Source organism: Martelella alba, assembly GCF_006516955.1.
Taxonomy (GTDB): domain Bacteria; phylum Pseudomonadota; class Alphaproteobacteria; order Rhizobiales; family Rhizobiaceae; genus Martelella; species Martelella alba.
Map to the genome: position 1 here is coordinate 56,967 of NZ_VHLG01000013.1, position 23,138 is coordinate 80,104.

Genomic DNA, 23,138 nt, shown 5'->3' on the forward strand with positions numbered 1-23,138 from the left:
TGGAGGAAGACAGCATGGACGGAAATGGACCCAAGAGTGCCGGAAAATGTCCGGTAATGCATGGCGCGAATACGGCTTCCAGCGCCTCTGTCATGGACTGGTGGCCCAATGCGCTGAATCTGGACATTCTGCATCAGCATGACACCAAGACCGATCCCTTCGGCAAGACGTTCGACTATCGTGCGGAAGTGCTCAAGCTCGATGTCGCCGCGCTGAAGCGTGATCTGCATGCTCTGATGACCGACAGCCAGAGCTGGTGGCCGGCAGACTGGGGCCATTATGGCGGCCTCATGATCCGCATGGCCTGGCACGCTGCCGGTTCCTATCGCATCGCCGATGGCCGCGGCGGCGGCGGAACGGGCAATCAGCGCTTTGCGCCGCTGAATTCCTGGCCGGACAATGTCAGCCTCGACAAGGCCCGGCGCCTGCTCTGGCCGATCAAGAAGAAATATGGCAACCAGATCTCCTGGGCCGACCTGATCATTCTCGCTGGCACGATTGCCTATGAATCCATGGGGTTGAAGGTGTTTGGTTTCGCCTTTGGCCGCGAAGACATCTGGGCGCCGGAAAAGGATACCTATTGGGGCGCCGAGAAGGAATGGCTGGCACCGAGTGATGAGCGATATGAGAATGTCGATGATCCCTCGACAATGGAAAATCCTCTGGCCGCCGTGCAGATGGGCCTGATCTACGTGAACCCGGAAGGGGTGAACGGCAAGCCCGATCCGCTGAAGACAGCCGCCCAGGTGCGCGAAACCTTTGCCCGCATGGCCATGAATGACGAGGAAACCGCAGCCCTCACCGCCGGTGGCCACACGGTCGGCAAGACCCATGGCAATGGCGATGCCGGTGCACTTGGTCCCGATCCGGAAGCCGCCGGGCCCGAAATGCAGGGGCTTGGCTGGGCCAACCCCAATCAGAACGGCCTTGCCAGCCGCGCCGTGACCTCCGGTCTTGAAGGAGCCTGGACCACCCATCCCACGCAGTTCGACATGGGCTTCTTCGACATGCTGTTCGGTCATGAATGGGAGCTGCGCAAATCACCGGCCGGTGCCTGGCAGTGGGAGCCGGTGGCAATCGCCGAGGAAGACAAGCCGCTGGATACGTCCGACCCCTCGATCCGTCACAACCCGATGATGACGGATGCCGACATGGCGATGAAGATGGACCCGGTCTATAACGCGATCTGCCAGAAATTCATGGCCGATCCCGCTTATTTCGCCGATACATTTGCCCGCGCCTGGTTCAAGCTGACCCATCGCGACATGGGCCCGAAGGTTCGCTATCTCGGCCCGGATGTTCCGGCAGAAGACCTGATCTGGCAGGATCCGGTGCCTCAGGGACCGACCGGCTATGATGTCGATGCGCTCAAGGCGAAGATTGCCGCTTCAGGGCTTTCCATCGCCGACATGGTGACAACGGCCTGGGACAGTGCCCGCACCTTCAGAGGATCCGACATGCGTGGCGGCGCCAATGGCGCGCGCATTCGCCTTGCCCCGCACAAGGACTGGGAAGGCAATGAGCCGGCCCGTCTGGCCCATGTGCTGAGCATACTCGAACCCATCGCCGAAGAGGCAGGTGCGAGCATCGCCGATGTGATTGTGCTGGCTGGCGGCGTCGGAATCGAGCAGGCGGCGAAAGCGGCAGGTTTCGAGATCACGGTCCCCTTTGCACCGGGCCGCGGTGATGCAACGGCCGAGATGACCGATGGTGACAGTTTCGCACCGCTGGAACCGATCCATGACGGCTATCGCAACTGGTTGAAGAAGGACTATGTGGTCAGCCCGGAAGAGCTGATGCTGGACCGGACCCAGCTCATGGGACTGACGGCCGTTGAAATGACCGTGCTTGTCGGCGGCATGCGTGTTCTCGACACCAATTATGCCAAAGCCTCTCACGGCGTCTTTACCGACCGCCCCGGAACGCTCACGCATGACTTCTTCGTCAATCTGACGGATATGGCCAATGTCTGGAAACCGGCGGGCAATGGACTTTACGAGATCTGTGACCGTCAGACCGGCGCAGTCAAATGGACAGCGACCCGGATGGATCTGATCTTCGGCTCCAATTCGGTGCTGCGGTCCTATGCCGAGGTTTATGCCCAGGACGATAATGCCGGAAAATTCGTCCATGACTTTGTCGCCGCATGGGTGAAAGTCATGAATGCGGACCGCTTCGATCTGACTGCGTGATACGCAATTGCAGACATTCTTCCACCCGGGCCTTTTCGTCCGGGTGGAGGTGAACATCCACCGGTCAGCCGCATGGCCCAATTGGCACGCGGTGTGGCATGTTTTTCAGCGCAGCACATAACCGCGTCGGCACTTGGCAGCCGTGATTGCATCACGCGCCATGGTGACGGCCGTGTGATCGGAAAAACATCGTTCGAGGCGCTGGCCGCCGGAACAGCCGATACGTCCCCATTCGCGCACAAGCGCCCACTCGCCGAAAAGCGTTGGTTCGATCGTAACACGATAGAAACGGCGCATGCGGCGTGCCGGATCGATCCGTTCCATATAGATCATCATAACCTCTCCGGCCTGACCTATTTTCTGCCATGAGGGTCAGTCGCATCCCGCGCGCGTGCCCGTCACGGTTGATTCTGCGATAGATCGACCCTCACTGCAAGAGCTGGATCAGTTCGATAACCGCTGCTTCGTCACGACGGCTGCGGTGGTGCATGGCCGTCATCAACTCTTCATCATTCGTTTAAAGCTCTGTCGTCTTGCGACTGTAATTGCATCTGGCAACCAAATTGCAATTCTCGTTGCAGGAAGGATATTTTGATGTTGAAACTCTCAGCATTCGCCTTGGCAGGGGTCATTTCTTTCGTATCGTCCGTCGCCTTTGCCGCAGATACCACCGTTGAATTCTGGCACAGCTTCGCAGACGGAAAATCAAACGGGCAGGCGCTTTCGGAAATTATCTCCAATTTCGAAGCAGCCAATCCCGATATCCATATCGATGCCCAGTATATCGGCAATTATAATGACATCGTTGCCAAGCTGCAGGCGGCCATTCCGGCCCATCGCGCGCCCGATGCTGTGATCATGGAAGTGACCCGCTACGGCCTTTTTGCCGATCGCGGCGTGCTTGATGATCTTTCCGACAGGCTCGCCAATGACAGCCTGTCCAACGACCTGTTCGGCTTTGCCCGCGAAGTCGGCGTCTATCAGGGCAAGAATTACATCATCCCGTTCAATTCCTCGACGCCGGTACTCTACGTCAACAAGGATATCTTCGCCAAAGCTGGCTATAGCGAAATCCCGCCGCTCAAGACATTCGATGACATCAAGGCCGCCGCGACCAGGATTACCGAGACGCTTGGCGGTGACGGCGTCATGGGCATGACATCGCCCGGCCAGTTCGCCCGCTGGGGCCTGATCATGTCGAATGACAGCGACCTGATCGATTCCAAGACCGGTGACGTTCTGATCGACAGCCCGAACACCGTTGAGGCCTATGACTGGATGGCATCGCTGATCAAGGACAAGGTCGCCTCGCCTGATGGCGTGACGGATGAAGCCTCCGACAAGCAGTTCTTCCTCTCCGGCCATGCCGGCATGATGATGAACTCGACCGGCGATTATGGTGACGTCAAGAAGGCGCTCGGCGACAATGTCGAAGTCCTGCCCATGCCTTGCAACAAGGTCTGTGCGGTTCCGATCGGCGGCGCTGGCATCGGTATTCTCGCCTCCGCCGATCCGAAGGTGAAAGACGCAGCCTACAAGTTCATTTCCTTCGCCGCTTCCCCGCAGTCGAACGCCATCTGGTTTTCAGGTACCGGCTATATGCCGATCAACAAGAAGACGGCAGCCGAACCCCGCGCGGCTGAAGCCCTTGCCAACGAAGACGGCATCTCTGTCGCCATCAACCAGCTCGACGTTGCCCGTGGCAGGCCGCGCCCGCCGGTCGTCACCTGGATGCGCGCCAACGAATATGATGTCTGGCAGGCCATCGCGCTCGGGACCAAGGACGCGGATGCGGCGCTGGCAGATTTCGCCGAACGTACCCGCGAAGAAGCCCGGCGTCTTTCCAACTGATATCCATTTCGACATGGTGGGTCCGCAAGGTGCAACAGCGCCTGCGGACCGGCTGCACCAGAGCATGCCGCCCTTGAAAGAGCGGCCGCATAGAAAGTTCGCCGATGCCGCGCAAACTGACGCCCTATTTCTTTGTTCTGCCGCTGATGATCTTCATCGCGGTGTTCACCTATATTCCGATCATCACCAGCATTGATCTGAGCTTCAGGCAATGGGACTTCATGTCGCCCGACAAGCCCTTTGTCGGCTTTGACAATTATCGGATCCTGTTTCGCTCGCATGAATTCTGGAACTCGCTGAAGGTCACCGCCATCTTCGCCTTCGTCTCCGTGCCGATCCGGTTGGCGCTGGCGCTTCTGATTGCCGCGGCCCTTGCGCGTGAGACCTTTGCGCGGCGGATATTGCGGGGTGCATTGTTCCTGCCCTCGGTCACCTCGACCGTGTCGATTGCCGTGGTGTTTTCCTGGGTCTTCTCAACCGATTTCGGCATGATGAACGGGTTGCTGGCACTCTTCGGCATCGACAAGGTGCATTGGATGCAAAGCCCTGATCTGGCGCTTGGCGTGCTGATCTTCATCAACACCTGGAAGCAGCTGGGCTATGATATCGTCATCTATATCGCCGGGCTGCAGGCGATCCCGCAGGAACTCTATGACGCCGCTGCCGTTGATGGCGGCAAGAAGCTTCATGTGTTCCGGCGCGTCACCTTTCCGCTGGTCATGCCGACCACCTATTTCCTGCTGGTGATTTCGGTGATCGAGGCCTTTCAGGTGTTCACCCTGGTCGATGTGATGACCGAGGGTGGCCCGGCGGGTGCCACCGATCTTCTCGTCAACCGGCTCTATCAGATCGGCTTCACGCTGTTCGATATCGGACAGGGCTCGGCGCTTGCCGTGCTGCTCTTCATCCTGCTGGTGGCGCTTGCCGTCATCAAGTCGCGTATTCTCGGCAGGAGGGTTCACTATGAAGCCTGACAATCCGTTGCTGGCGGGTCTGGCGCTTGTCGCCGGCCTTTTGTTCCTCTCGCCGGTGCTCTACTCGATCTGGATGTCGTTCCAGACGTCAAACGCCTATTATACCGGGACCACGGACTTCACGATCGGCAATTATGCCGTCGCCATCGGCCAGTATAATTTCGCCCGCTACCTCATCAACAGCCTGATTGTCTCGGGTGCGGTGACCATTATCGGCACGGCCTTTGCCACCATGGCGGCCTATGCCTTTGCCCGTTACCGCTTTTTCGGCAGCAATATCCTGTTTGCGGCAACGGTGGCGACGCTGATGATCCCGAGCCATATCAGCCTGATCCCGAATTATCTGACGCTCGCCAATGCCGGTCTGCTCGACAGCTATGCCGGCCTGATCCTGCCAGCGATCTCCAATGGCTTTGCCGCATTCTTTCTGCGGCAATATATTCGCGGCATCCCCAAGGCGCTGGATGAGGCAGCCTATATGGATGGCGCGTCACCGCTGAAAGTGCTCTGGCGTGTGATCGTGCCGATCGCCCGCCCGGCTATCCTGTCCATGGGCCTCTATATCTTCATCACCGAGTGGAACAATTATATCTGGCCGCTGGTCGCCACCAGTCGCGAGGACCTCTACACGCTGCAGGTCGGCCTTGCCCGGCTCTATCGCGTCAATCCCGGAGAGGGCCTGATCGACTGGCCATTGGTCATGGCCGCATCGACGATCTCCATGCTGCCGGTCATTGTCGGCTTCGTGCTTGTCGAACGCCATCTGGTGCGCGGCATCACCATGGGCGCGGTGAAATAATCAAGAACATGACTGGAAACATAAACGTGACACGCATTGCATCTCACCGCGGCGGAACCCTGGAATTCGGCGACAGCACCTTTGCAGGTTTCACCGCGACCGCAGCCATGGCCGTTGAGGAAGTCGAGTTTGACCTGCATCCGAGCGCCGACGGCCGGATCTTCGTCCACCATGACGCAACGCTTGACCGGACGACGGACACGGCGGGTGCCATCGCCGACATGCACGCATCGGCAATACGTGCAGCCATCGTCGATCACGCCGGAGCGGGTTTTCGCCATCCGCTTTATGTCGAGGAATTATGTGCCATCTTCAAGGACAGCCCGGTCGCCTTCCGCTGCGAAATCAAGCCGGGCCAGCATGGCCGGCCCTATGCCAATTTCGTGACCAGGGTTGTCGACACGCTGGATGAAAACAAGCGGCTTGCCACAACAACTTTCTCTTCCTTCCTGCTTGATACAATGGGCGAGATCGCAGCTGTGACCGACCGGCCCGCGCTCTGGCTGGTCAGTCCTGCAGTTCTGGCGCAGCTTGGTGGACGCGGCGTCATCGATATTGCCCGATTGCGCGGCATTGGCGAGATCGGCGTTCACATCGACAGTGCCGATGCAACCCTGCAAAGGATGACAGAGGAGAACGGCCTCGCCTTTGGCTGCTGGGCCGCCCATACGCGCCAACAAATCGACAAGGCGCTTGATCTTGGGGTCAAGGTGTTCACCACCGATCGCCCGACGCTCGCCATCAACATCCGCGATCAGCGCCGTGCAGAGGGAGCTTCGCTATGAGCCGTATCACACTCAAAAACATCAAGAAATCCTATGATCAGGGACCGACCGTGCTGCACGGTGTCTCGATGGATATCGAACCCGGCGAATTTATCGTCATTGTCGGCCCGTCCGGCTGCGGAAAGTCGACACTCCTGCGGCTGATTGCCGGGCTTGAGACCTGCCGGGACGGCGACATCCTGATCGATGGCAGGCTTTGCAATCATGTCGCGCCGCAGGATCGTGACATTGCGATGATCTTCCAGAACTATGCCCTCTACCCGCATATGAGCGTGCGTGAAAACATCGCCTTCGGACTGGAACTGCGCGGCATGCCAAAAAAGGAGCGCAATGCCAGAGCGGCAGAGGTTGCCCGAACCTTGCAGCTGGATGCCTATCTCGACCGCAAGCCGGCGGCGCTTTCCGGCGGCCAGCGCCAGCGTGTTGCCATGGGCCGGGCGATTGCCCGGGAAACATCCACTTTTCTAATGGATGAACCGCTATCCAATCTCGATAATGCGCTCAGGATCGTCATGCGCCGCGAGATCAAGGAACTGCACCGTTCGCTCGGCGCCACGATCATCTATGTGACACACGACCAGACGGAGGCGCTTTCACTTGCCGACAGGATCGCGGTGATGAAAGACGGTCATCTGCAGCAATTCGACACGCCGGAAGCGATCTATGACCGCCCGGCCAACCGGTTTGTCGCCTCTTTCATCGGCGCACCGGAAATGAATTTCCTGGACGACGGCGAACTGCCGGGAGCCGATATTCCAGCCGGGCTGACGGTCGGGTTACGTGCCGACGCGCTCACCATTATGGATGATCGGCCCGAGGGCACTGCCCTTCCCGCCCGCGTGACCTTAAGCGAAATGACCGGATCTGATGTGGTGCTCCATTGCGAGACGCCGGCCGGCCGGGTTACGCTGACCGCACATCGCAGCGCGCTTCCCGCAGATCCTGACAAGTGCTGGATCGCCTGTGATATGAAGGCTGCCTATTTCTTTGACCGGGAAACCGGCGAACGCCGCGAGATCGCAGCTGTTGAAACGCATAACTGGTAGAGCATGGAACAGACAGACGATACGCCCCAGCATCTAAGCGATCTCATCGCGCTTAACGCCGAGCGGCTGACCGATGCCGATACGCGTCTTCTCGACGTGTTGATGCAGAACCCGCTGCGCGCGGCACTTGAAAACGGCAAGGAAGTCTCCAGCCGTGCGGGGCTGCATCCTTCCTCGGCCGTCAGGCTGGCGCGACGGCTCGGCTTTGACGGTTACCCGGAGTTCCGCACCTTTCTGCAGAACAGTCTTGCCAATGAGGGGGAGGATTTCACCAATGGCGCGGCGCGCGTGGCCGCCCGGCTGCTGCGCGCCGATGATGGCGAACTTGTCTCCTCCGTCATCGACAGCGAAATCGCTGCCCTACAAAATGCCCGCAAGGTCGTGACCGACGCCCAGATCCGGGCCTTTTCGCAAGCGCTGCGTGACTGCCGGCGGATCTTCATCGTCGGGACCGGGCATTTTGGCGCGCTCGCCCATCTCGTCAATCTGCGCCTCAACCGTTCCGGCTATGCGGCCATGGATTTAACGGCAACGCCGAACCTGATGCGCGAAACGCTGATGACAATGTCGGAGAAAGACGTGCTGTGGCTGTTTGCCTTCCGCAGCCCGCCATCGCTGATGCACGATATCCGTGCCGTTGCCGCCGATCGCGGTGCGACAGCACTTGCCATCACGGATCTGGCGGGCGGCCGGTTCACCCCCGCTCCGGAGCATCATATAACCGTGTCGCGCGGCACGCTCGGTCAGTCGCAGTCGCTCGTCGTGCCGATGACCATCGCCAACACCGTCATTCTGGATCTCGCCGCCATTGATGATGGCCGCTCCCTGAAAGCGATCGAACAGTTTGACCGGTTCCGCGAGCAGGGACCGCCATTTAGCTGGGCGTGACGGGAGCCAGAAGCCGAACCCGACTGTATCGACGTCTGCAACATCGCACGACGATTGAAGACGCCATGCGTCCTCCCCCCTTACGCATTCATCTGCAGAAAGTGGACGCCGGAGCCGGAAACCTTCTAGGTCACCCGCTCCCTCAAAGGCCGGGACCGAACATCTAGTCTTCCCGGAATGCCATGTCGAAGTAATCGGTCAGGGGCTTTACCAGATAAGATACCGGACTGCGTTCATCTGTCTGCAGAAAAGCTTCCACCGGCATGCCAGTGATGATTCCGCGGTCTTTGGCCTGCTGCAGTGAGGTTTCATCGAGGTTGACCTCCACACGATAGTAATAGGCGCCGCTGCGTTGATCCGTCAGACTGTCGGCGGAGATGGTGCGGACCTGTCCATGGAATTCAGGCGTTTTCCGGCTGTTGAAATTCGGAAATTTCACAATTGCTTCCTGCCCCGTGCGAACCCGATCTATCTCGGAGGGCGAAACATGCAATGCCAGAATGAACGGCTTGTTGGCTGGAGCGATGGCGGCGATTTCCTCACCGGGCTTTATCACACCACCAACGGTGAACACGGACATGTCGTAGACCGTACCGTCCATGGGCGCACGTAGCGAGAGCCGGTCATATTCGGCGTCAACGACGGTACGTTTTTGAATGAGCTCTGCGAGTTCAGGTTGGGTTTCTGTATATTCGGTCTCGGCGTCCTTGCGCATATCAGACTGAACGCGCAGCAACTGCACGGCGTAGCTGGCAAGATTGCCGTTGGTCTCGGCAATATCGGTCTGGAGATCGGCAATCTGTGCGTCAAGCGACGCGGTCTGCTGACGCAGGCCAGACACCGTGCTCGTCTGGGTCAGGCCTCGGTCCAGAAGACTTGTATAGCGGGCAAGTTCAGCTTCGTTGATCTCGCGGGACGTCTGAAGGGCGGCGATTTCGTCGCGACTGGCGGCGATCATGTCTCTGGCCTGATCTTCCTGCCTTTCAAGCTGCTGTTTCATGAGCTCTGTTGATTCCGTCTGAACATCAAACAGGCGGCGCTCGGCTGCTAGCACGGCGTTGAGTTCAGGACTGCCGGCCGCCTCAGCTATCAGATCAGGACGGAAGACCAGTTTGGTTTCGCCGAGCGCCTGCGTTGATGCGCGGTCGAGCTTTGCCTTGGCCTCGAAGATCTGCTGTTGCAGGATCTGCCGCTGCCCTGCAAGCGTGGTGTCATCCAGACGGATCAGCGTCTGGCCGGCTTTCACCGGCTCGCCGTCATGGACATCGATTTCGGCAATCACACCGCCGTCCTGATGCTGGATGACCTGCTTGCGGACTTGGACCTCGACTTGACCTGACGCAACCACGGCTCCGTCGATCTCGGTGGCAAATCCCCACAGGACCATGCCGCCAATGCCGAGAGCAAGTGCGGCATAGCCGGTTCTCAGAAAGTGTTTACATGACCATTTATCAGACATCTCAATGTACTCCTGCGGTAAGGCGATAGGTTGACAATGCTGGCGCCGGGCGCTGCAGAACCACATCGCGGGGACCGAAAGCGCGTATCCTGCCTTTTTCCAGGAGCAGGACATTCTCGCATTCTGTAAGGGCTGATGGGCGGTGAGACATGAGGACGACAGCGCGGCCATCCGCCTTGGCTTCGGCAATGGCAGCGTTCAGAGCTGCCTGGCCTTCTTCGTCGAGGCTGGCATTCGGCTCGTCAAGAACGAGCAGCAGCGGATCACCATAGAGAGCGCGGGCCAGCCCGATCCGCTGCCGTTGACCGCCGGACAGAAGGCTGTCGCCTTCGCTCAGGATCGTGTCATAGCCGCGCGGCAGGTCGAGGATCATCTGATGTGCTTCTGCTTTTCTGGCAGCTGCAACGATGGCCTCGGGATCGGCGTCTTCATCAAAACGGGCGATGTTTTGCGCGACCGTACCGGGAAACAGGATCACGCTCTGCGGAAGATAGCCGATATAACGGCCAAGCACATCGGGTCCATATTCGCGGATATCCGCACCGCCGAGGCGAATAACGCCGTTTGCAGTCGGCCACAGGCCGGTAACGGCGCGTGCCAGCGAAGACTTGCCTGACGCGCAGGGACCGATGACGGCCAATGCCGTTCCCGGTTCAACTGCAAAGGTGATAGCCGAGAGAACCGGCCGCGGCTCGCCGGGCGGAACGATAACGGCGCCCTCGCAGCTCAGTCTGGCCTCCGGTTTCGGCAGGGCCATGCCGACTGTTTCCTCTCTGACTGAAGACAGCAGCACTGACAAGCTCGTCCAGCACTGGCCGGTACGCTGGACCAGTGGCCACTGGCCGATGACTTGCTCGATTGGCGCCAGGGCCCGCCCGAGCAAAATCGAGCAGGCAATCATCGCCCCGGCCTGGAAGTCGCCGGCAAGCACCAGAGCGGCGCCAAGCGCGAGAGCTGATGACTGCAATAGCTGGCGTGCCGCCCGGGAGGCAGCCGTCAGCCGGCCTGAAACATCGGAGGTCGCCAGAGCGGCTTGAAGTGCTGCGGTCCGGGCCTTCTTCCAGCGTGCGAGAAAGGTGCCGGTCATACCCAGTGCGCGCACGGTCTCGATCTGTTTTCGCGTCCGCTCCGTCTGGCTATCTGCTTCAAGCCGCTGCCGGAAGGCTTCCTTGTTGCGGTGTGCCGTTAGCCACTGGTTGGCCAGTGCGAGAAGCGTGACGAGCAGCGCTGCGCCCACGCCCAGCATGCCGAGCCAGAAGTTGAACACAAACATGATCATCAGGAAAAAAGGCACCCATGGAAGATCACACAGGGCACCCGGCAACGGCGAGGCGAGGAAGGTCTGGATGGTGGCAAGACTGTTCAGCGCCTCTGCGGGTTTTTCACGTTCGGAGGGGATGAGTGAAAGCCGCAGGACAATACGAAAGACCCGGTCGTCCAACCGATCCTGAAAACGGGTGCCGACACGGGCCAGAAGCCTGCCGCGCACACTGTCGAGCACGCCCATCAGGCCATAGAGCAGCACAATCAGCACATATAGCGCCAGAAGGGTTGCGCCGGAACGGCTTGGAATGACCCGATCATAGACCTGCAGCATGAAGACTGTACTTGTGAGCGCGAGAATGTTGACGACGGCGCTGAACAGCGCCACGCCGCCAAGCGCCTGCTTCGAGGCTGCCAAAGCTGTGAGAAGCTCGCGATTTTTTGTTTTACGTGATTTCATCGGAATGCCCTCGGTTTCGCGGGATTCCAGACGGTCAAAGCCTTGGGCTTGGAGATTTGCCTCGTTTCGATTGTGACGGGTGACAGTTGCCCCGGGGCCGGGCAGCCTATACGGCCATCGCAAAAAAGGAAACGGCGGGTCAACGCCTGGAATCCCTGTCAAATGCAATTTCTTCACCCTGAATGGATCGGTGAATTATGTAATATATATTGCTATAAAAAGGCATAAATGTGTCATTTTATTCTATAACATAAATATATATTGATATTATTGATTTCCTTGGCGCTATTTCTTTAAATCCGGCCCTGGCTTTCCTGAAAGGCTCACGATTGGCGTGACAGGAGGTTCTGCCTTGGCCGAAATTTCCAACCCGCTTATGGCGCTTCGCGGCTTCAAGCCGCAAAAGGGTTGACCTCGCGACAGTGAAATGGCCATTTGAGGTTATACTTACCGTTTCCACGCTCCGCCTGGGCGTTGCGGCGGCGTCACGCAGCCTCTCCTTCGCGGGCTTTGGGTAATGGCCGGTCGGCGTGGCAGTACGTCATTTATCTAACTGAAAATAAATAATTAAATCTATTTCAGAAGAATAATGGAACCACCGGGCTTGCCGTTATCTACTTTAATTGAGCAATCGCGTTCGCTCTATATTCCGCAGAAAACTAAATTCAGATAATCGTCAATATAGTTGACTCTCTATCAAAAATGACCTATATGAGCTCTATCCAAGGGGCGCGAGACAGCTGTCTCAGCGGGGCTCCCAAGGAGGAAAACAGACTGATTGGCGTTGCCACATCAGGTCATCACAAACAAAAAAGTGCCTGTCTGGCGGACTGGAAAGCGCCGGGGTGAAATTGACTGTGCGCCGAGAAGAAAGGTTTGAAATGATTTTAAACCTGGACATACACATCTATACTTCCGGAAGGCTTCCCGGGTTCCGCGCTATTCTTGATCTCAGCGGATGCCGGGACCGAAGCTGCCGGTTGCATCAAGGATGAGCCGGCGCTCTGTCGCATCCGCCGTGAAAACAGCGGGAAAGCCCGTTTCAAACCAGCCCCTGACGAACTGACTGATACGGCCACCGCCATCCTGGCGCTTGTGGACGCATGATGTGCGGCCTGCCGCAGACCTGTCTGTGCAGCAGGGCCGCAAGGAGCAGCGGTCACCTCTCCACCCTGGCGGCTGCTTTAAGGAGCGGAACATGCCATGTCCTGAAGGGCCTGGCTATTCCGAGGGAGTGGATGTTGATACGCCATCGGCACGGAAAGCGTCGCGGATGGCAGGGAGGTTGAAATGACCAAAACAAAACCGTCACGCGAATGGGACGACTTTCTGGCGCTGGAACGTCACGATGACGGCTGGCACGATGGCTCCATAGACGATGTGACCGATGATTTCATGCCCGCGCGCAGCGATCGCGACGGGCGGGACTGGTTTGCACCTGGCCCCTACCATCTGCCATATGCCGATGCTGCCGATCCACAAACGGATGACACAGTAATCGGCGCCAGCGATATCGCCGGAACGGCACTAAGTTTTGCTGACGGTGGCACCGATCTGCCGCCAGTGACCACGCAATTCATGGCCACAGCGACCGGATCCGCTGCGACGGAAGCGACTTCAGACGAGCAAGAAGATGTTACAGCGAAGAGAATTACGTCTCCTTCCACCTTCCCTCTCGATTTCGAAGTCAATGACAGGACCGCATCTGAATTTGGAGTATCGAAGGTCATATGATTACGAGGATCAGCCTGAAGATAAATCAATAGATCGTGGTACACGCGACTGGATCGCTGCGGAACAACCTAAAGTCTATCATTTCATTTTCACGGTTGGTGATGATCGCCTGAAGGTTACCGGAACCGATTTCGATACTGGTTTTCTCGCCGATATGAGATCGGGAAATGATTTTGTCACGACATGGGACAATCCGTATCTCCCTGCGTCCACGTTCTGGATGGGGTCCGGTAATGACGTCGCAAATGTTTGCGGTTCATCGCCAACCAGTGACGAGGACGAGGACGAGGAAGTGACGCGGGTTCTCTGCGATGATGGCGATGATGGCGATGATGGCGATGATATCGTCAATATTACGGGCGGCGGCTACGCCAATGTTTTTGGCGATGACGGCAACGACACGCTGTGCGTTCAACAGAACGGAGCCTTCAAGAGCGGTGTCATCAGCCTCACCGGCGGGGCCGGATATGATACCTTTCTTGTCACGCAACACCCGTCTTCAAGCTATAATCTGCCCACTTCAACCGGGCCGGCGTCGATTGGAATCTTCGTCACAGACGTTCTCCAGGACGTTCTTGGCTGGGTCCCAGGGGTTGGACTGGCTACCCACGCCGCAGCGGCACTGATCAGCACGACGACGATGGCAGCGCGCCAGAGTACCCGGTTTTTGAATGAGTTCTCCGGAGCGATGGATGGGCAGGACGGCTCTGTGAATATCCCGCAGGGCGGTGACACCTATGTCAGTATCGAGGATTTCGATCCCCTGGAGGACCAGCTCGTACAGACCTATCTCCACAATACGAACGGGATGGAGCAATATAGCTGGCAGAGCCAAGATGTCGCATCCGACAACTTCAGCATTGCGTTTAAAAGTGACGGCACGAATGTCTCCTCCGTCATTCATGTCGATCCGGCGATCGTCGAGACCTTGCGCGGCATCGAGGACGCTCATGGCGAAAGGGGCAGCCTTCCCGCCAGCGACGCCGAAATGAAGAACAAAATTCTGACTTCGATGGTCGATTCCATTGTCAACATCAAGAAAGAGGGTGACGATCTCTATATCATGCTGCAGGGAAACGGTGGCTATGACAAGCAGCCCGTCGACACCGATCAGGTCGAAAGCGCGCTTTCGGCAATGCAATCTTCGTCGAGTGATCTCAGCAGCCTGATTGCCAATATGCATAACGGAGACCAGTACTACCTGCTTGGCAATACACCGGTAAAGCTGGGCGGTCCATCGACGGATGGCGCCACCAATATCACCCTCGGTGATAATGATTCCAATGTCATGTTTGCGGGCACGACCCAGGATTGGGTCACGGATAAAAACGGCCACACATCCGCTTTGGAGGATCATGACGGCACGTTCTATCCATCCCAACATATGACCAGCACCATGTTCGGCATGGGTGGTGATGACATCATCTATGGCAGTTTCGGCGAAGATTGCGTCTATGCCGGTGATGGCAATGACATGATCAGCACCGGGGCCGGCAATGACTATGTCTGGGGCGATGCAGGCGATGACTACATCTGTGGCGGACGCGGCGACGACACACTTTTCGGCGGTGACGGCAAGGATATCTTCAGCTTTGACGCGGAAAGCGGTCACGACATCATCCGCGATTTCACGCCCGGGGAAGATAAAATCGCGCTTGTCGCCGATAATTGGGATGCGCTTCAGAGCCAGATCGACACCAGCAATGCGAATGTGCCGGTCATCACGCTGAATGATGGATCGACCGTTGCGGTAACGCTGAGCAATGGTCAGGGCCTGAGCGAAAACGACTTTTATTACATGGGGGCAAACACCGCACTGGTGTTTGGGCACACCGGCACGGAGGGAAACGACACGATCTATGATGATACCTCCATCGTGGCGCTTCGCGGCTTGTCGGGTGATGATACGATACATTGCGAGGAAGGATATAACAGCGGCGTCTTTGGCGATGACGGCAATGACACGATCTATGCAAGCAATTGTTCCAGCGGCGGTTTTTCTGGTGGTGCCGGCGACGACCGGATCTTTGCCGGATCTGCCGGTGGCGTATTTTTTGGTGATGCCGGTGACGACAGTCTCTATGGCGGTTCCGGAGAAGACGATTTCTATTTCCAGGACGGTTTCGGACATGACACCATCTATGGCTTTGCCGCCAGCACCAGCATGGTTGCCAATGTGTACGAACCGAAGGACAAGATCGCTCTGCAAGGGGTCTCCGGTCTTTCTGACTGGGAGGCGGTTTCCAACCAGATCACATACACGGATCTCCCTGATAGCGGTTACTGCGCTATCATCAATGACGGTCATGGCAACGAGATAGATATCATGCTTGCAACCGGCACCCAGCTGGTCGAAAGTGATTTCATCTTCGCCTGAGACAGGGTCTCAGCCAGGCGCCACTTTTATGCGCCCGCCTTCATCAGGAAATCATGTTCGAAACGGAAGGGCCGCATTGCTGCGGCCCTTCCGACTGCTGACAAAGCCTGCCCCAGCCCCCTGCCGTCATGCTCGGGCTTGTCCCGAGCATCCAAGCACGCAATCACACGAGGTGTCGTCTCGGAGGCTTTTGGAGGGTTTCAAGAATGCCCGGCTGGAACCTGTCAGCGATGAAGTTACCTTCGGAAATACCTTTGAAATCACTCCACCGTAGCGGCGGGCGGATGGTAGCGGCCGTCCAGCATGGCTTTTTTCGGCAGGTAGGCCCGCATGAGAAGATAGAATGGGCCCTTCGGCGCGGGTAGCCAGTTGGCTGATTTTTCACCGCCGGGATCGCCTGCCTGGATGTAGATTTCCAGCGATCCGTCCGCGCCCGTCACCAGACCCTTGGTCCGGTCGCCGATGGAGTAACGATTGATCGGATTGGCCACCATCAGGCGGTCCTTGAGATCATAAAGCGTGATCGACCAGAAGGCATTGACCGGCGGCAGATCTCCCTTTTCGAAACGCAGCACATAACTGTTTGACGAGCCGTCAAGCTGTGCTCCCTTCGAACCGGTATAAAGCGCCGGGTAGTAGGCTTCGTCCGGGGTGTTCTGAAACACCGATTGCCAGGCAACGACGGCGCGCAGCATGTAGTCATTTGCGAAGAAGACATTCGATACCGGCGGCATCTGCCAGCCGTTGACTTCATGCCCGGTGCCCTTCGCCGCCGCCTCGATCGCTGCCAGCCCGTCTCTGGCTGCGCGGGCCAGCCCGGCCTTTTGCTCATCACTGAGCTTATCTTCCTCGAAGCCGTGATCCGGTCCCAGCCCGATACGGCGGAACATGCCCATCAGGCCGGCCTCGTCCGCCGGCGGACGGTTCGCGGCCATCAGGTCGCCGATCCATTCGAAATCGGCCAGATCGCCGGAGTAGTCAGGTTTCGCCGGCGCCGGAGCAGCGGAGGGCTTGGTCCCGGCCACGAAGTTGCTGAGCGGCATGAATGTGGACGCATCCTGCAGCGCCTTGATGTTCGGCATGTCGGCTTCACCGTCGACGCCATAGCGCAGGATCACGAAGACCTTGTCGGTGGGCGCTTCAAGCCGCTCGATGCCATCCGGCAGCTTGCCCGCAAAGCCCGGCCCGACAAGGGCCACGGTTTTCTTTCCCGGCCCGTCGGTTCTGGTACTGACATAGGCGAAGTTGTTGGTGAAAGCGTCGACGAACTGCGTCGTATAGAACCGGTCGCCGGTCGCTGGCTTGACAAAGACATAAGGTTCTTCGCTCAGATCCGCCCAGATCCAGCTGTAGATCGTGTCGTTATTGGTCGACTGGATATACTTCATGTCCGGCCCGGCCAGCTCGCTCGCGCTGGCCCAGACGCCCTGCGGCGCCATGAACCGACTGCTGTCGACGGTCTTGGTCGCGGTCATGCCGAGATGCGATTTTTCCATGACGATCATTGGATAACCGTAGATGAAGGCCTGCATGCCAATGGAATAGGCTTCCTGTTCCTCTGGGCTCGGCGCGTCCTGAGCCGAAACGTCTGCGGCGACAAGCAGCACTGCGGCAGCAAGGACAATGCGGCGCATGAAATGGGACAACGCTCTTCTCCGTATCCGTTAAAGTCGATCGCGGGCCTTTGCGGGCGCGATGCCATGTTACTGTAGCCTGACGAAGTCACCCGGCTTCCAGCTATAGTCGATAGCGCTTTCGCCGGGGCCATAGAGACGAAGGATGCCGAAGAAGCCGCGCCCCGGCGCGGTGGCCAGCCAGTTGGCTTCGTGCCCCTGCGGTGCCTCGGGACCAATATAGAGGTCGATCGTGCCGTCGGCATTGACGGCCGGTTTGTCACGCGACCCCAATGACGGGAACCGCCGCGCTTTCGTTGCCAGACCCGATGCGTTTTCGGCCTCGTAAAGGGTCATCGACCAGAACAGCTTGGCCGGAACATCCGGCGGCAACGTCACCTTGTAGGACGCATCGCCAACCAGCGGATGGCCATCCGCATCGTTGAAAGCAACACCGTAGAATGCTCCTTTGCCCGGGGTCTGAGACACCATGCCAGGGCTCCAGGAATAATAGTCAGTGAAGAACCAGATCCGCTCCTCGATCGACCTGTAGCCGTGCTTTCTGTCGGTCCATGAAAGGTCCAGCGACTTGTCCGGGCCCGGTTGGGCGGCGTTGTTCGCCGGGTTCAGGTAGTGCCTGTCTGGCCAGATCAGATAGGACTTGCCCGCGACACCTTCCGACAGGCCGATAACCCTGCTCATCTTGTAGGCCACCGTAGCCGCCTTATCGAGGATAGACCTCGTCGCGTCATCGGGAGCAAAATCCACACCCTGGATCAGGCCGATATTGGCCAGCCGTCCCAGATCATCCGCCCCGCCGAGATTTTCGCCTTCAGTGTCCACCAGCCATTTCAACTGCTCGAACGCCGAGAAATCGGATCGCGGCAGCATGTTCGCCGGCACGCCCGAGGCATTGGGGAACTCCATCGGCTTGCGGTCTGCCTCATCTGCGCTCAGAGGGTAGACCTTGACCTTCTCCAGAAGCTCCACCGCTGGCTCCAGATTCGCGGGATCCTGATAGAAGGCCCTGAGGAAGATGAACAGGTTGTTGGTACTGGATCGGTAGACATAATAGCCATCCGGCACATCCCCCGCATAACCCGGCGGCACGACGAGGAAATGACCGCCTTTGCCAGCATCGGGGCCGGGCAGGCCTACGTCACCAAAATACTTGCCTCCATCGACCGGGATCGGCTGCTGCCAGAAGTCCAGCAGGATCCCCTGCAGGCCCGGCGGCGCGTCCATGACGATGGGTCCGGTCTTGTCCATCTCGACATAGCTCATCGCATAAAGCACATCGGAATTCGGCGTGGTCACCAGTGTCTGGGGATCCAGCCGTTCCTTCCAGATCGGCAGAACATTGTAGCCAGCGCCGAAGGTTTTTTCCGACCCAAACTTCATGCCCAGCGTATTGATCAGCGGCATCGCCCACAAATAGGTCTGGGTCGCCTGCTGGAAGGTCAGCTCGTCGCGCAGGGTCGCTGCTGTCTGCGCTGTCGGGCGGTTATGTTCGAACGGCAGGTTCGCGAGCGCGTCGAAACGGTCGGTCTGCGCTGTCGCCAGCGACGTCTGAAGCAAGAAGGCAACCGCGAATGCCGCGCTGCCGAGAAGTGATCGTGCTATCATTACCCGTTCCTCTTGTCGCGCGTTGATACTCGCACCCGTGCACGGCCTGACGGACCAGACACGCCGACAGGATGACAAGGAAAGACAATCTCGGAAAAAACCGTCGGTTGTCTATGCAGATCGTGCCAATTTTGCAGAAGCAGCGGCGCGACGGCGCGCAACAGCGGCCGAAGGCAGCTCACCGAACAGCTCACGGTACCAGCCCGACAGCCGGCCGGGCTCTCCGATCCCCCACTGGTTCGCGATCAGGGCAATCGAACAGGCGGCTTCGGTCTCCGAGGCGAGATCATGCCGGATGCGATGCAGCCGCAGCCGCCGGACATAGGTGTTCGGCGGCTCGCCCAGGAACTCCATGAACGCACGGTAGAGCGTTCGTTTCGAAGTGCCGACCGCCGCCGCGATCTCCTCGACCCTGATCGGTTCATGCAGCTTGGCCAAGATATAGCTCCGCGCGCGGCCGACGATGGGACCATGGCCGTTCGGCCGTGACGGGTGCGGCGATGTTTTCGGCTTGCGGGCACAGTGGGTGATCATCAGCTGCAGGATCTCGGCCGAAGGATCGATCTCGATCGTGCCGCCGTCATGGACCCTGTCGAGACGCGTGCAAAGTCCTGCCAGATGGCGTGGATCTATCCTTTCGGTTCGAAACCGCGTCCCGCCCAGCGTCCGGTCGTCGAGAACCATATCGAGCGCCGCCGCTTCAATTTCCAGGCGTTCCTGGCTCAGCGAGACGGCGGCATAGAGCGAACCTGCCCGATATAGCGAATCGTGTTCATCGCCGGGACGGAAGACACCGACACTGCCGTCGCCGACGGGCTCGTGCCAATGCCACGACCCGGGAGAGATCCGCAGACCGATCCCCAGCGTGACCCGGTCTTCGGATAACGGACCGCTCAGTGATACGGCCTGCTCAAGGCGCCCGCAGGTCATGACCATTCCGTCGCGCTCGATGAAGGCAAGGCTGCCTGTAACCGGAGCACGGCTCATCTGGACAGCTTTCAGTCCGGCGCCGAAAACAGCATTTCCGAGATCTTCGAGGCGCGCGAGCTGCAGCACAGACCAGGTTGCGCCAGCATATCGAGACGGCTCTCTCGATTCGTGTCCACCGGGTTTCAGGTCTGGAATGCTCTCTCCTCCGGCTTCTCATCGATTTATGTATTTGCCCAAGCATGGCACGCGATTGCCTTTAATCAGAAGAGCGCCCGCAAAGCAGCATTCCCTTTGATTTTGAGGCTCGTTTACAGTGGCATGACCGGCTACCGAACACTCTCCTAGGTAGAATTTTTACTCTCATTCAACGGGATGAGCAATAGAGGTCGGTGTCGAACCGTCAATCTCAAAGGCTCCTATGCTGTAACGCCCTTTGCCGGTGCCCGTTTCGCGGGGCGTTAGATCTGTCCGATACCGGTCGCACTAAACCCTTGCGCGGTGAAATAGGTATTAAAGCCCAAAACACGGAATGAATGCTCATTCACGACAAGTCATTTTTGACGTGCAAGAATAGGCCGCTCCACGCGTAGCCAAGCAGGATTTAAGCGGTCCGCTATTAAAATTGATCTCATATTAGAATTTATCATCGACAGCCATGAGCAATAGGAACTCCGGTTTAAAGCTCGCCGTGGCGGCGGGCGTCAACAAATCGGAGAACCTACAATGCCTATCGGAGTCTGGGCGCTGACAGCTGCCGCCCTTGCTATTGGCATGGCAGAATTCGTCATCGTCGGCATTCTGCCTCAAATCGCGACAGATACAAATGTCAGCCTTGCCACCGCCGGCCTGACCGTCAGCATTTATGCGCTGGCCGTAGCTGTCGCTGCCCCCTTGCTGACGGCGCTTACCGGCCGCATCGACCGCAAGAAGCTGGTACTGGCCCTGATGGGACTGTTTATGGCAGCAAACCTGGTCTCGGCGCTGGCACCAAACTTTTCAATTCTGCTTTTCGGGCGGATCCTCTCCGGTATTGTTCAAGGGGTCTTCTATTCGATCGCAACCGTGGTCGCGGCGCAGCTCGTGCCCAAGGACAAGGCAGGCCAAGCCATCGCGACCATGTTCACGGGCATCACGCTGGCGCTGATTTCCGGTGTTCCCGCCGGCGCGTTCATCGCCAACGCATTTGGATGGCGTGCGACTTTCTTTGCTGTCACCGGGATTGGACTGTTATCCTTCATCGCCCTCATCGCATTGCTGCCATCAAATCTGGAGCGCCCCGTCCCTGCTTCATTTGGAGAGCAGCTATCCGTGGTTTTCAAACCACGTCTGGCGCTGCTTTTCGCTATCACCTGCGTCGGCTATGGCGGTTCCTTCGTCGCCTTTACCTATCTGTCTCCGATCCTGGAGACCTTCACGGGCATGACGCCAAACGGCATCGGAACCTTGCTGTTTTTCTACGGTGTCGCCGTGGCGATCGGCAATCTGATCTGCGCGCGGATTGCTGACAGAGCGGGCGCTATGCCGGTTCTGCTCGGCATCTATGCCATCATGGCTGTTGCTCTCCTGGCCCTCATCCCACTTTCAGGCAATCTTTGGACGGTCACACCTCTCGTCATCCTTTGGGGCATTGTCGCTTTCGGTTCTGTTTCGATCCTGCAGCTTTATGCCGTCAGACAGGCGGCGCTGATTGCGCCGCGCGCCGTCAATGCGACGTCAAGCATGAATATATCGGCGTTCAATCTTGGCATCGCCCTTGGTGCCGGCGGTGGCGGCATCGTCGTCAATCACTTGGGACTGGCAATGACTGGCCCGGTAGCAGGTATTGTCGTTCTCGCCGGACTGCTGCTGGCACTTGTCAGCGCCGGTATCGACAGACGCCATTGTGCCCGCCTGCGTGATGGCAATGGCGGCGAATGCCCCGACGATTTCGCAACCGCCTGAAAACGAAGGGGCGGTCCTTATGCGGCCTCTTCAGACTGCTGACAAGGTCATTTGCTTGGGGTGGAACAGCCGCCCCCTCCGCCGTCATCCCCGTGCTCGGCACGGGGATCCAGGTTCTTCAAGGCATTGGACTAAAAGAGTCTTCCGCCGTGCAGACGCACGGCGGCTGGATATCTGTGTCAAGCACAGATATGACGCCAGCGGGGATTGGAAAGCTTTGTCAACAGCCTGGGCGGTCCTTATGCGGCCGCCTTTTCTGCATTCATTGCCAATGCGCGAAGGGTCTCAAGCAGGGGGGAAGGATCGTCGCGCCGCCAGGCAAGAGCAACGCTGAGGGCAGGCGCAGGTTCTTCCAGATCGACAATGTGCATATCATCGCTGGTCGCACAGTCGATCCGATTGCTGACGAAGCTGACCCCCATGCCCGCCTCAACCAGGCAGAGGCAGGTCTGCCCCTCCGTGCAATCCTTGACCCTCGGCCGAAATCCCGAGACGGCGCAGGCGCGAATGATCTCGTCATGAACACCAGGATTTTGTGCGCGTGGCGGAATGATAAAAGTGTCGCTGGCGAAAGCGGAAAGCGGAAACGGGCCGCCGGCATACCCCTTCATGTGTGGATGGCAGGTCGGAACGGCCAACCGCATTTTCTCCGAATGGATCACACGCACGTCAAGTTTCGGATCACTTGCCGGTGCCAGCAGAAAGCCGGCATCAATTTCCGCCGCCAGCAACGCCTGACACTGGGCATCCGTCGGAAGCTCGCGAATTGAAACCTCGATCTCGGGATGCGAAACGCGAAAACCGCGGATCACCTGCGGGAAAACCGTCTGCATGGCAAGCGGCGTGACGCCAATGGAGAAGCGACCGCTTTTTTCCGCAATCGCATGTCGCACGGCCCGCTGCACTTCATCGAGATGCCTGAGCAAGCCGTCGGCCTCGCGTCGTAGGACAACACCTGACGCTGTCAGTGAAACCCGCCGCGTCGTGCGCTCGAAAAGCTTCACGCCAAGCTTGTGCTCAAGCTGTGCAACGGTCTTGGTCACAACAGGCTGAGACATGTTCAACAGTTCGGCAGCCCTGTTGAAATTCAACGTTTCGGCAACGCGCATGAAACAGCGCAGCTCCTTGATTTCCAACCTATCCGCGCTCCATAAAATCCAGAATGGAATGTTTTTCAATTCAGTTCTGGAATTAATATAG

The 23,138-nt window shown here is 58.3% G+C and carries 17 protein-coding genes; 10 read left to right on the top strand and 7 right to left on the bottom strand.

Annotated elements, in window-relative coordinates; genetic code table 11:
* Positions 1-14 precede the first annotated feature (14 nt).
* Positions 15-2,192, top strand: coding sequence for a catalase/peroxidase HPI (gene katG, locus FJU08_RS17890; protein WP_141150409.1), 2,178 nt, complete (start codon positions 15-17; stop codon positions 2,190-2,192).
* Positions 2,193-2,297: 105 nt separating this feature from the next.
* Here katG and FJU08_RS17895 read toward each other — a convergent pair whose 3' ends face one another.
* Positions 2,298-2,528 carry a WGR domain-containing protein gene (locus FJU08_RS17895; RefSeq protein WP_141150410.1) on the bottom strand — a complete coding sequence of 77 codons (231 nt, stop codon included), beginning with the start codon at positions 2,526-2,528 and terminating at the stop codon, positions 2,298-2,300.
* 258 nt (positions 2,529-2,786) lie between these two features.
* Between FJU08_RS17895 and FJU08_RS17900 the strand changes: the two genes are divergently transcribed.
* The 6 genes from FJU08_RS17900 to FJU08_RS17925 all read left to right on the top strand — a co-directional run bounded on the left by FJU08_RS17900 (position 2,787) and on the right by FJU08_RS17925 (position 8,535).
* Positions 2,787-4,043: an ABC transporter substrate-binding protein gene (locus FJU08_RS17900; RefSeq protein ID WP_141150411.1), complete on the top strand. Its 1,257-nt coding sequence runs from the start codon at positions 2,787-2,789 to the stop codon at positions 4,041-4,043.
* 104 nt (positions 4,044-4,147) lie between these two features.
* On the top strand, positions 4,148-5,017 hold the full coding sequence (locus FJU08_RS17905; RefSeq protein ID WP_141150412.1) for a carbohydrate ABC transporter permease: 870 nt from the start codon (positions 4,148-4,150) through the stop codon (positions 5,015-5,017).
* Positions 5,007-5,816 carry a carbohydrate ABC transporter permease gene (locus FJU08_RS17910; protein ID WP_141150413.1) on the top strand — a complete coding sequence of 270 codons (810 nt, stop codon included), beginning with the start codon at positions 5,007-5,009 and terminating at the stop codon, positions 5,814-5,816. The genes FJU08_RS17905 and FJU08_RS17910 overlap by 11 nt, the downstream gene beginning before the upstream one ends.
* Positions 5,817-5,842: 26 nt before the next feature.
* A complete protein-coding gene (locus FJU08_RS17915) occupies positions 5,843-6,601 on the top strand; it encodes a glycerophosphodiester phosphodiesterase family protein (protein WP_141150414.1) in 759 nt (252 codons plus the stop codon).
* Positions 6,598-7,647 carry an ABC transporter ATP-binding protein gene (locus FJU08_RS17920; RefSeq protein WP_141150415.1) on the top strand — a complete coding sequence of 350 codons (1,050 nt, stop codon included), beginning with the start codon at positions 6,598-6,600 and terminating at the stop codon, positions 7,645-7,647. Before FJU08_RS17915 ends, FJU08_RS17920 begins: the two co-directional genes overlap by 4 nt.
* 3 nt (positions 7,648-7,650) lie before the next feature.
* Positions 7,651-8,535 carry a MurR/RpiR family transcriptional regulator gene (locus FJU08_RS17925; protein ID WP_141150416.1) on the top strand — a complete coding sequence of 295 codons (885 nt, stop codon included), beginning with the start codon at positions 7,651-7,653 and terminating at the stop codon, positions 8,533-8,535.
* 163 nt (positions 8,536-8,698) lie between these two features.
* Here the strand turns inward: FJU08_RS17925 and FJU08_RS17930 are convergent, their stop codons facing one another.
* Positions 8,699-10,108, bottom strand: coding sequence for an HlyD family type I secretion periplasmic adaptor subunit (locus FJU08_RS17930; protein WP_235890813.1), 1,410 nt, complete (start codon positions 10,106-10,108; stop codon positions 8,699-8,701).
* Positions 9,996-11,717, bottom strand: a complete 1,722-nt coding sequence (locus FJU08_RS17935) for a type I secretion system permease/ATPase (RefSeq protein WP_141150417.1) — start codon at positions 11,715-11,717, stop codon at positions 9,996-9,998. The genes FJU08_RS17930 and FJU08_RS17935 overlap by 113 nt, the downstream gene beginning before the upstream one ends.
* Positions 11,718-13,007: 1,290 nt before the next feature.
* Here FJU08_RS17935 and FJU08_RS17940 point away from each other — a divergent pair.
* Positions 13,008-13,451, top strand: a complete 444-nt coding sequence (locus FJU08_RS17940; RefSeq protein WP_141150418.1) for a hypothetical protein — start codon at positions 13,008-13,010, stop codon at positions 13,449-13,451.
* Positions 13,429-15,828: a calcium-binding protein gene (locus FJU08_RS17945; RefSeq protein WP_181409909.1), complete on the top strand. Its 2,400-nt coding sequence runs from the start codon at positions 13,429-13,431 to the stop codon at positions 15,826-15,828. Before FJU08_RS17940 ends, FJU08_RS17945 begins: the two co-directional genes overlap by 23 nt.
* 260 nt (positions 15,829-16,088) lie before the next feature.
* Here the strand turns inward: FJU08_RS17945 and FJU08_RS17950 are convergent, their stop codons facing one another.
* The 3 genes from FJU08_RS17950 to FJU08_RS17960 form a co-directional block, all read right to left on the bottom strand.
* On the bottom strand, positions 16,089-17,474 hold the full coding sequence (locus FJU08_RS17950) for a DUF1254 domain-containing protein (RefSeq protein WP_141150420.1): 1,386 nt from the start codon (positions 17,472-17,474) through the stop codon (positions 16,089-16,091).
* 57 nt (positions 17,475-17,531) lie between these two features.
* Complete coding sequence (locus tag FJU08_RS17955) at positions 17,532-19,067, bottom strand: DUF1254 domain-containing protein (RefSeq protein ID WP_141150421.1); 1,536 nt, start codon at positions 19,065-19,067, stop codon at positions 17,532-17,534.
* 111 nt (positions 19,068-19,178) lie between these two features.
* Entirely contained in the window at positions 19,179-20,123 is a 945-nt protein-coding gene (locus FJU08_RS17960) for a helix-turn-helix domain-containing protein (RefSeq protein ID WP_235890794.1), read from the bottom strand.
* Between the two features lie 597 nt (positions 20,124-20,720).
* On the opposite strand from FJU08_RS17960, the gene FJU08_RS17965 reads away from it, so the two are divergent.
* Complete coding sequence (locus FJU08_RS17965; RefSeq protein WP_141150422.1) at positions 20,721-21,938, top strand: MFS transporter; 1,218 nt, start codon at positions 20,721-20,723, stop codon at positions 21,936-21,938.
* Positions 21,939-22,177: 239 nt separating this feature from the next.
* On the opposite strand, the gene FJU08_RS17970 is transcribed toward FJU08_RS17965, so the two are convergent.
* The gene (locus tag FJU08_RS17970; protein WP_328592422.1) at positions 22,178-23,116 is read right to left on the bottom strand and encodes a LysR family transcriptional regulator; all 939 of its coding nucleotides are present in this window, start codon (positions 23,114-23,116) and stop codon (positions 22,178-22,180) included.
* Between the last annotated feature and the right edge of the window lie 22 nt (positions 23,117-23,138).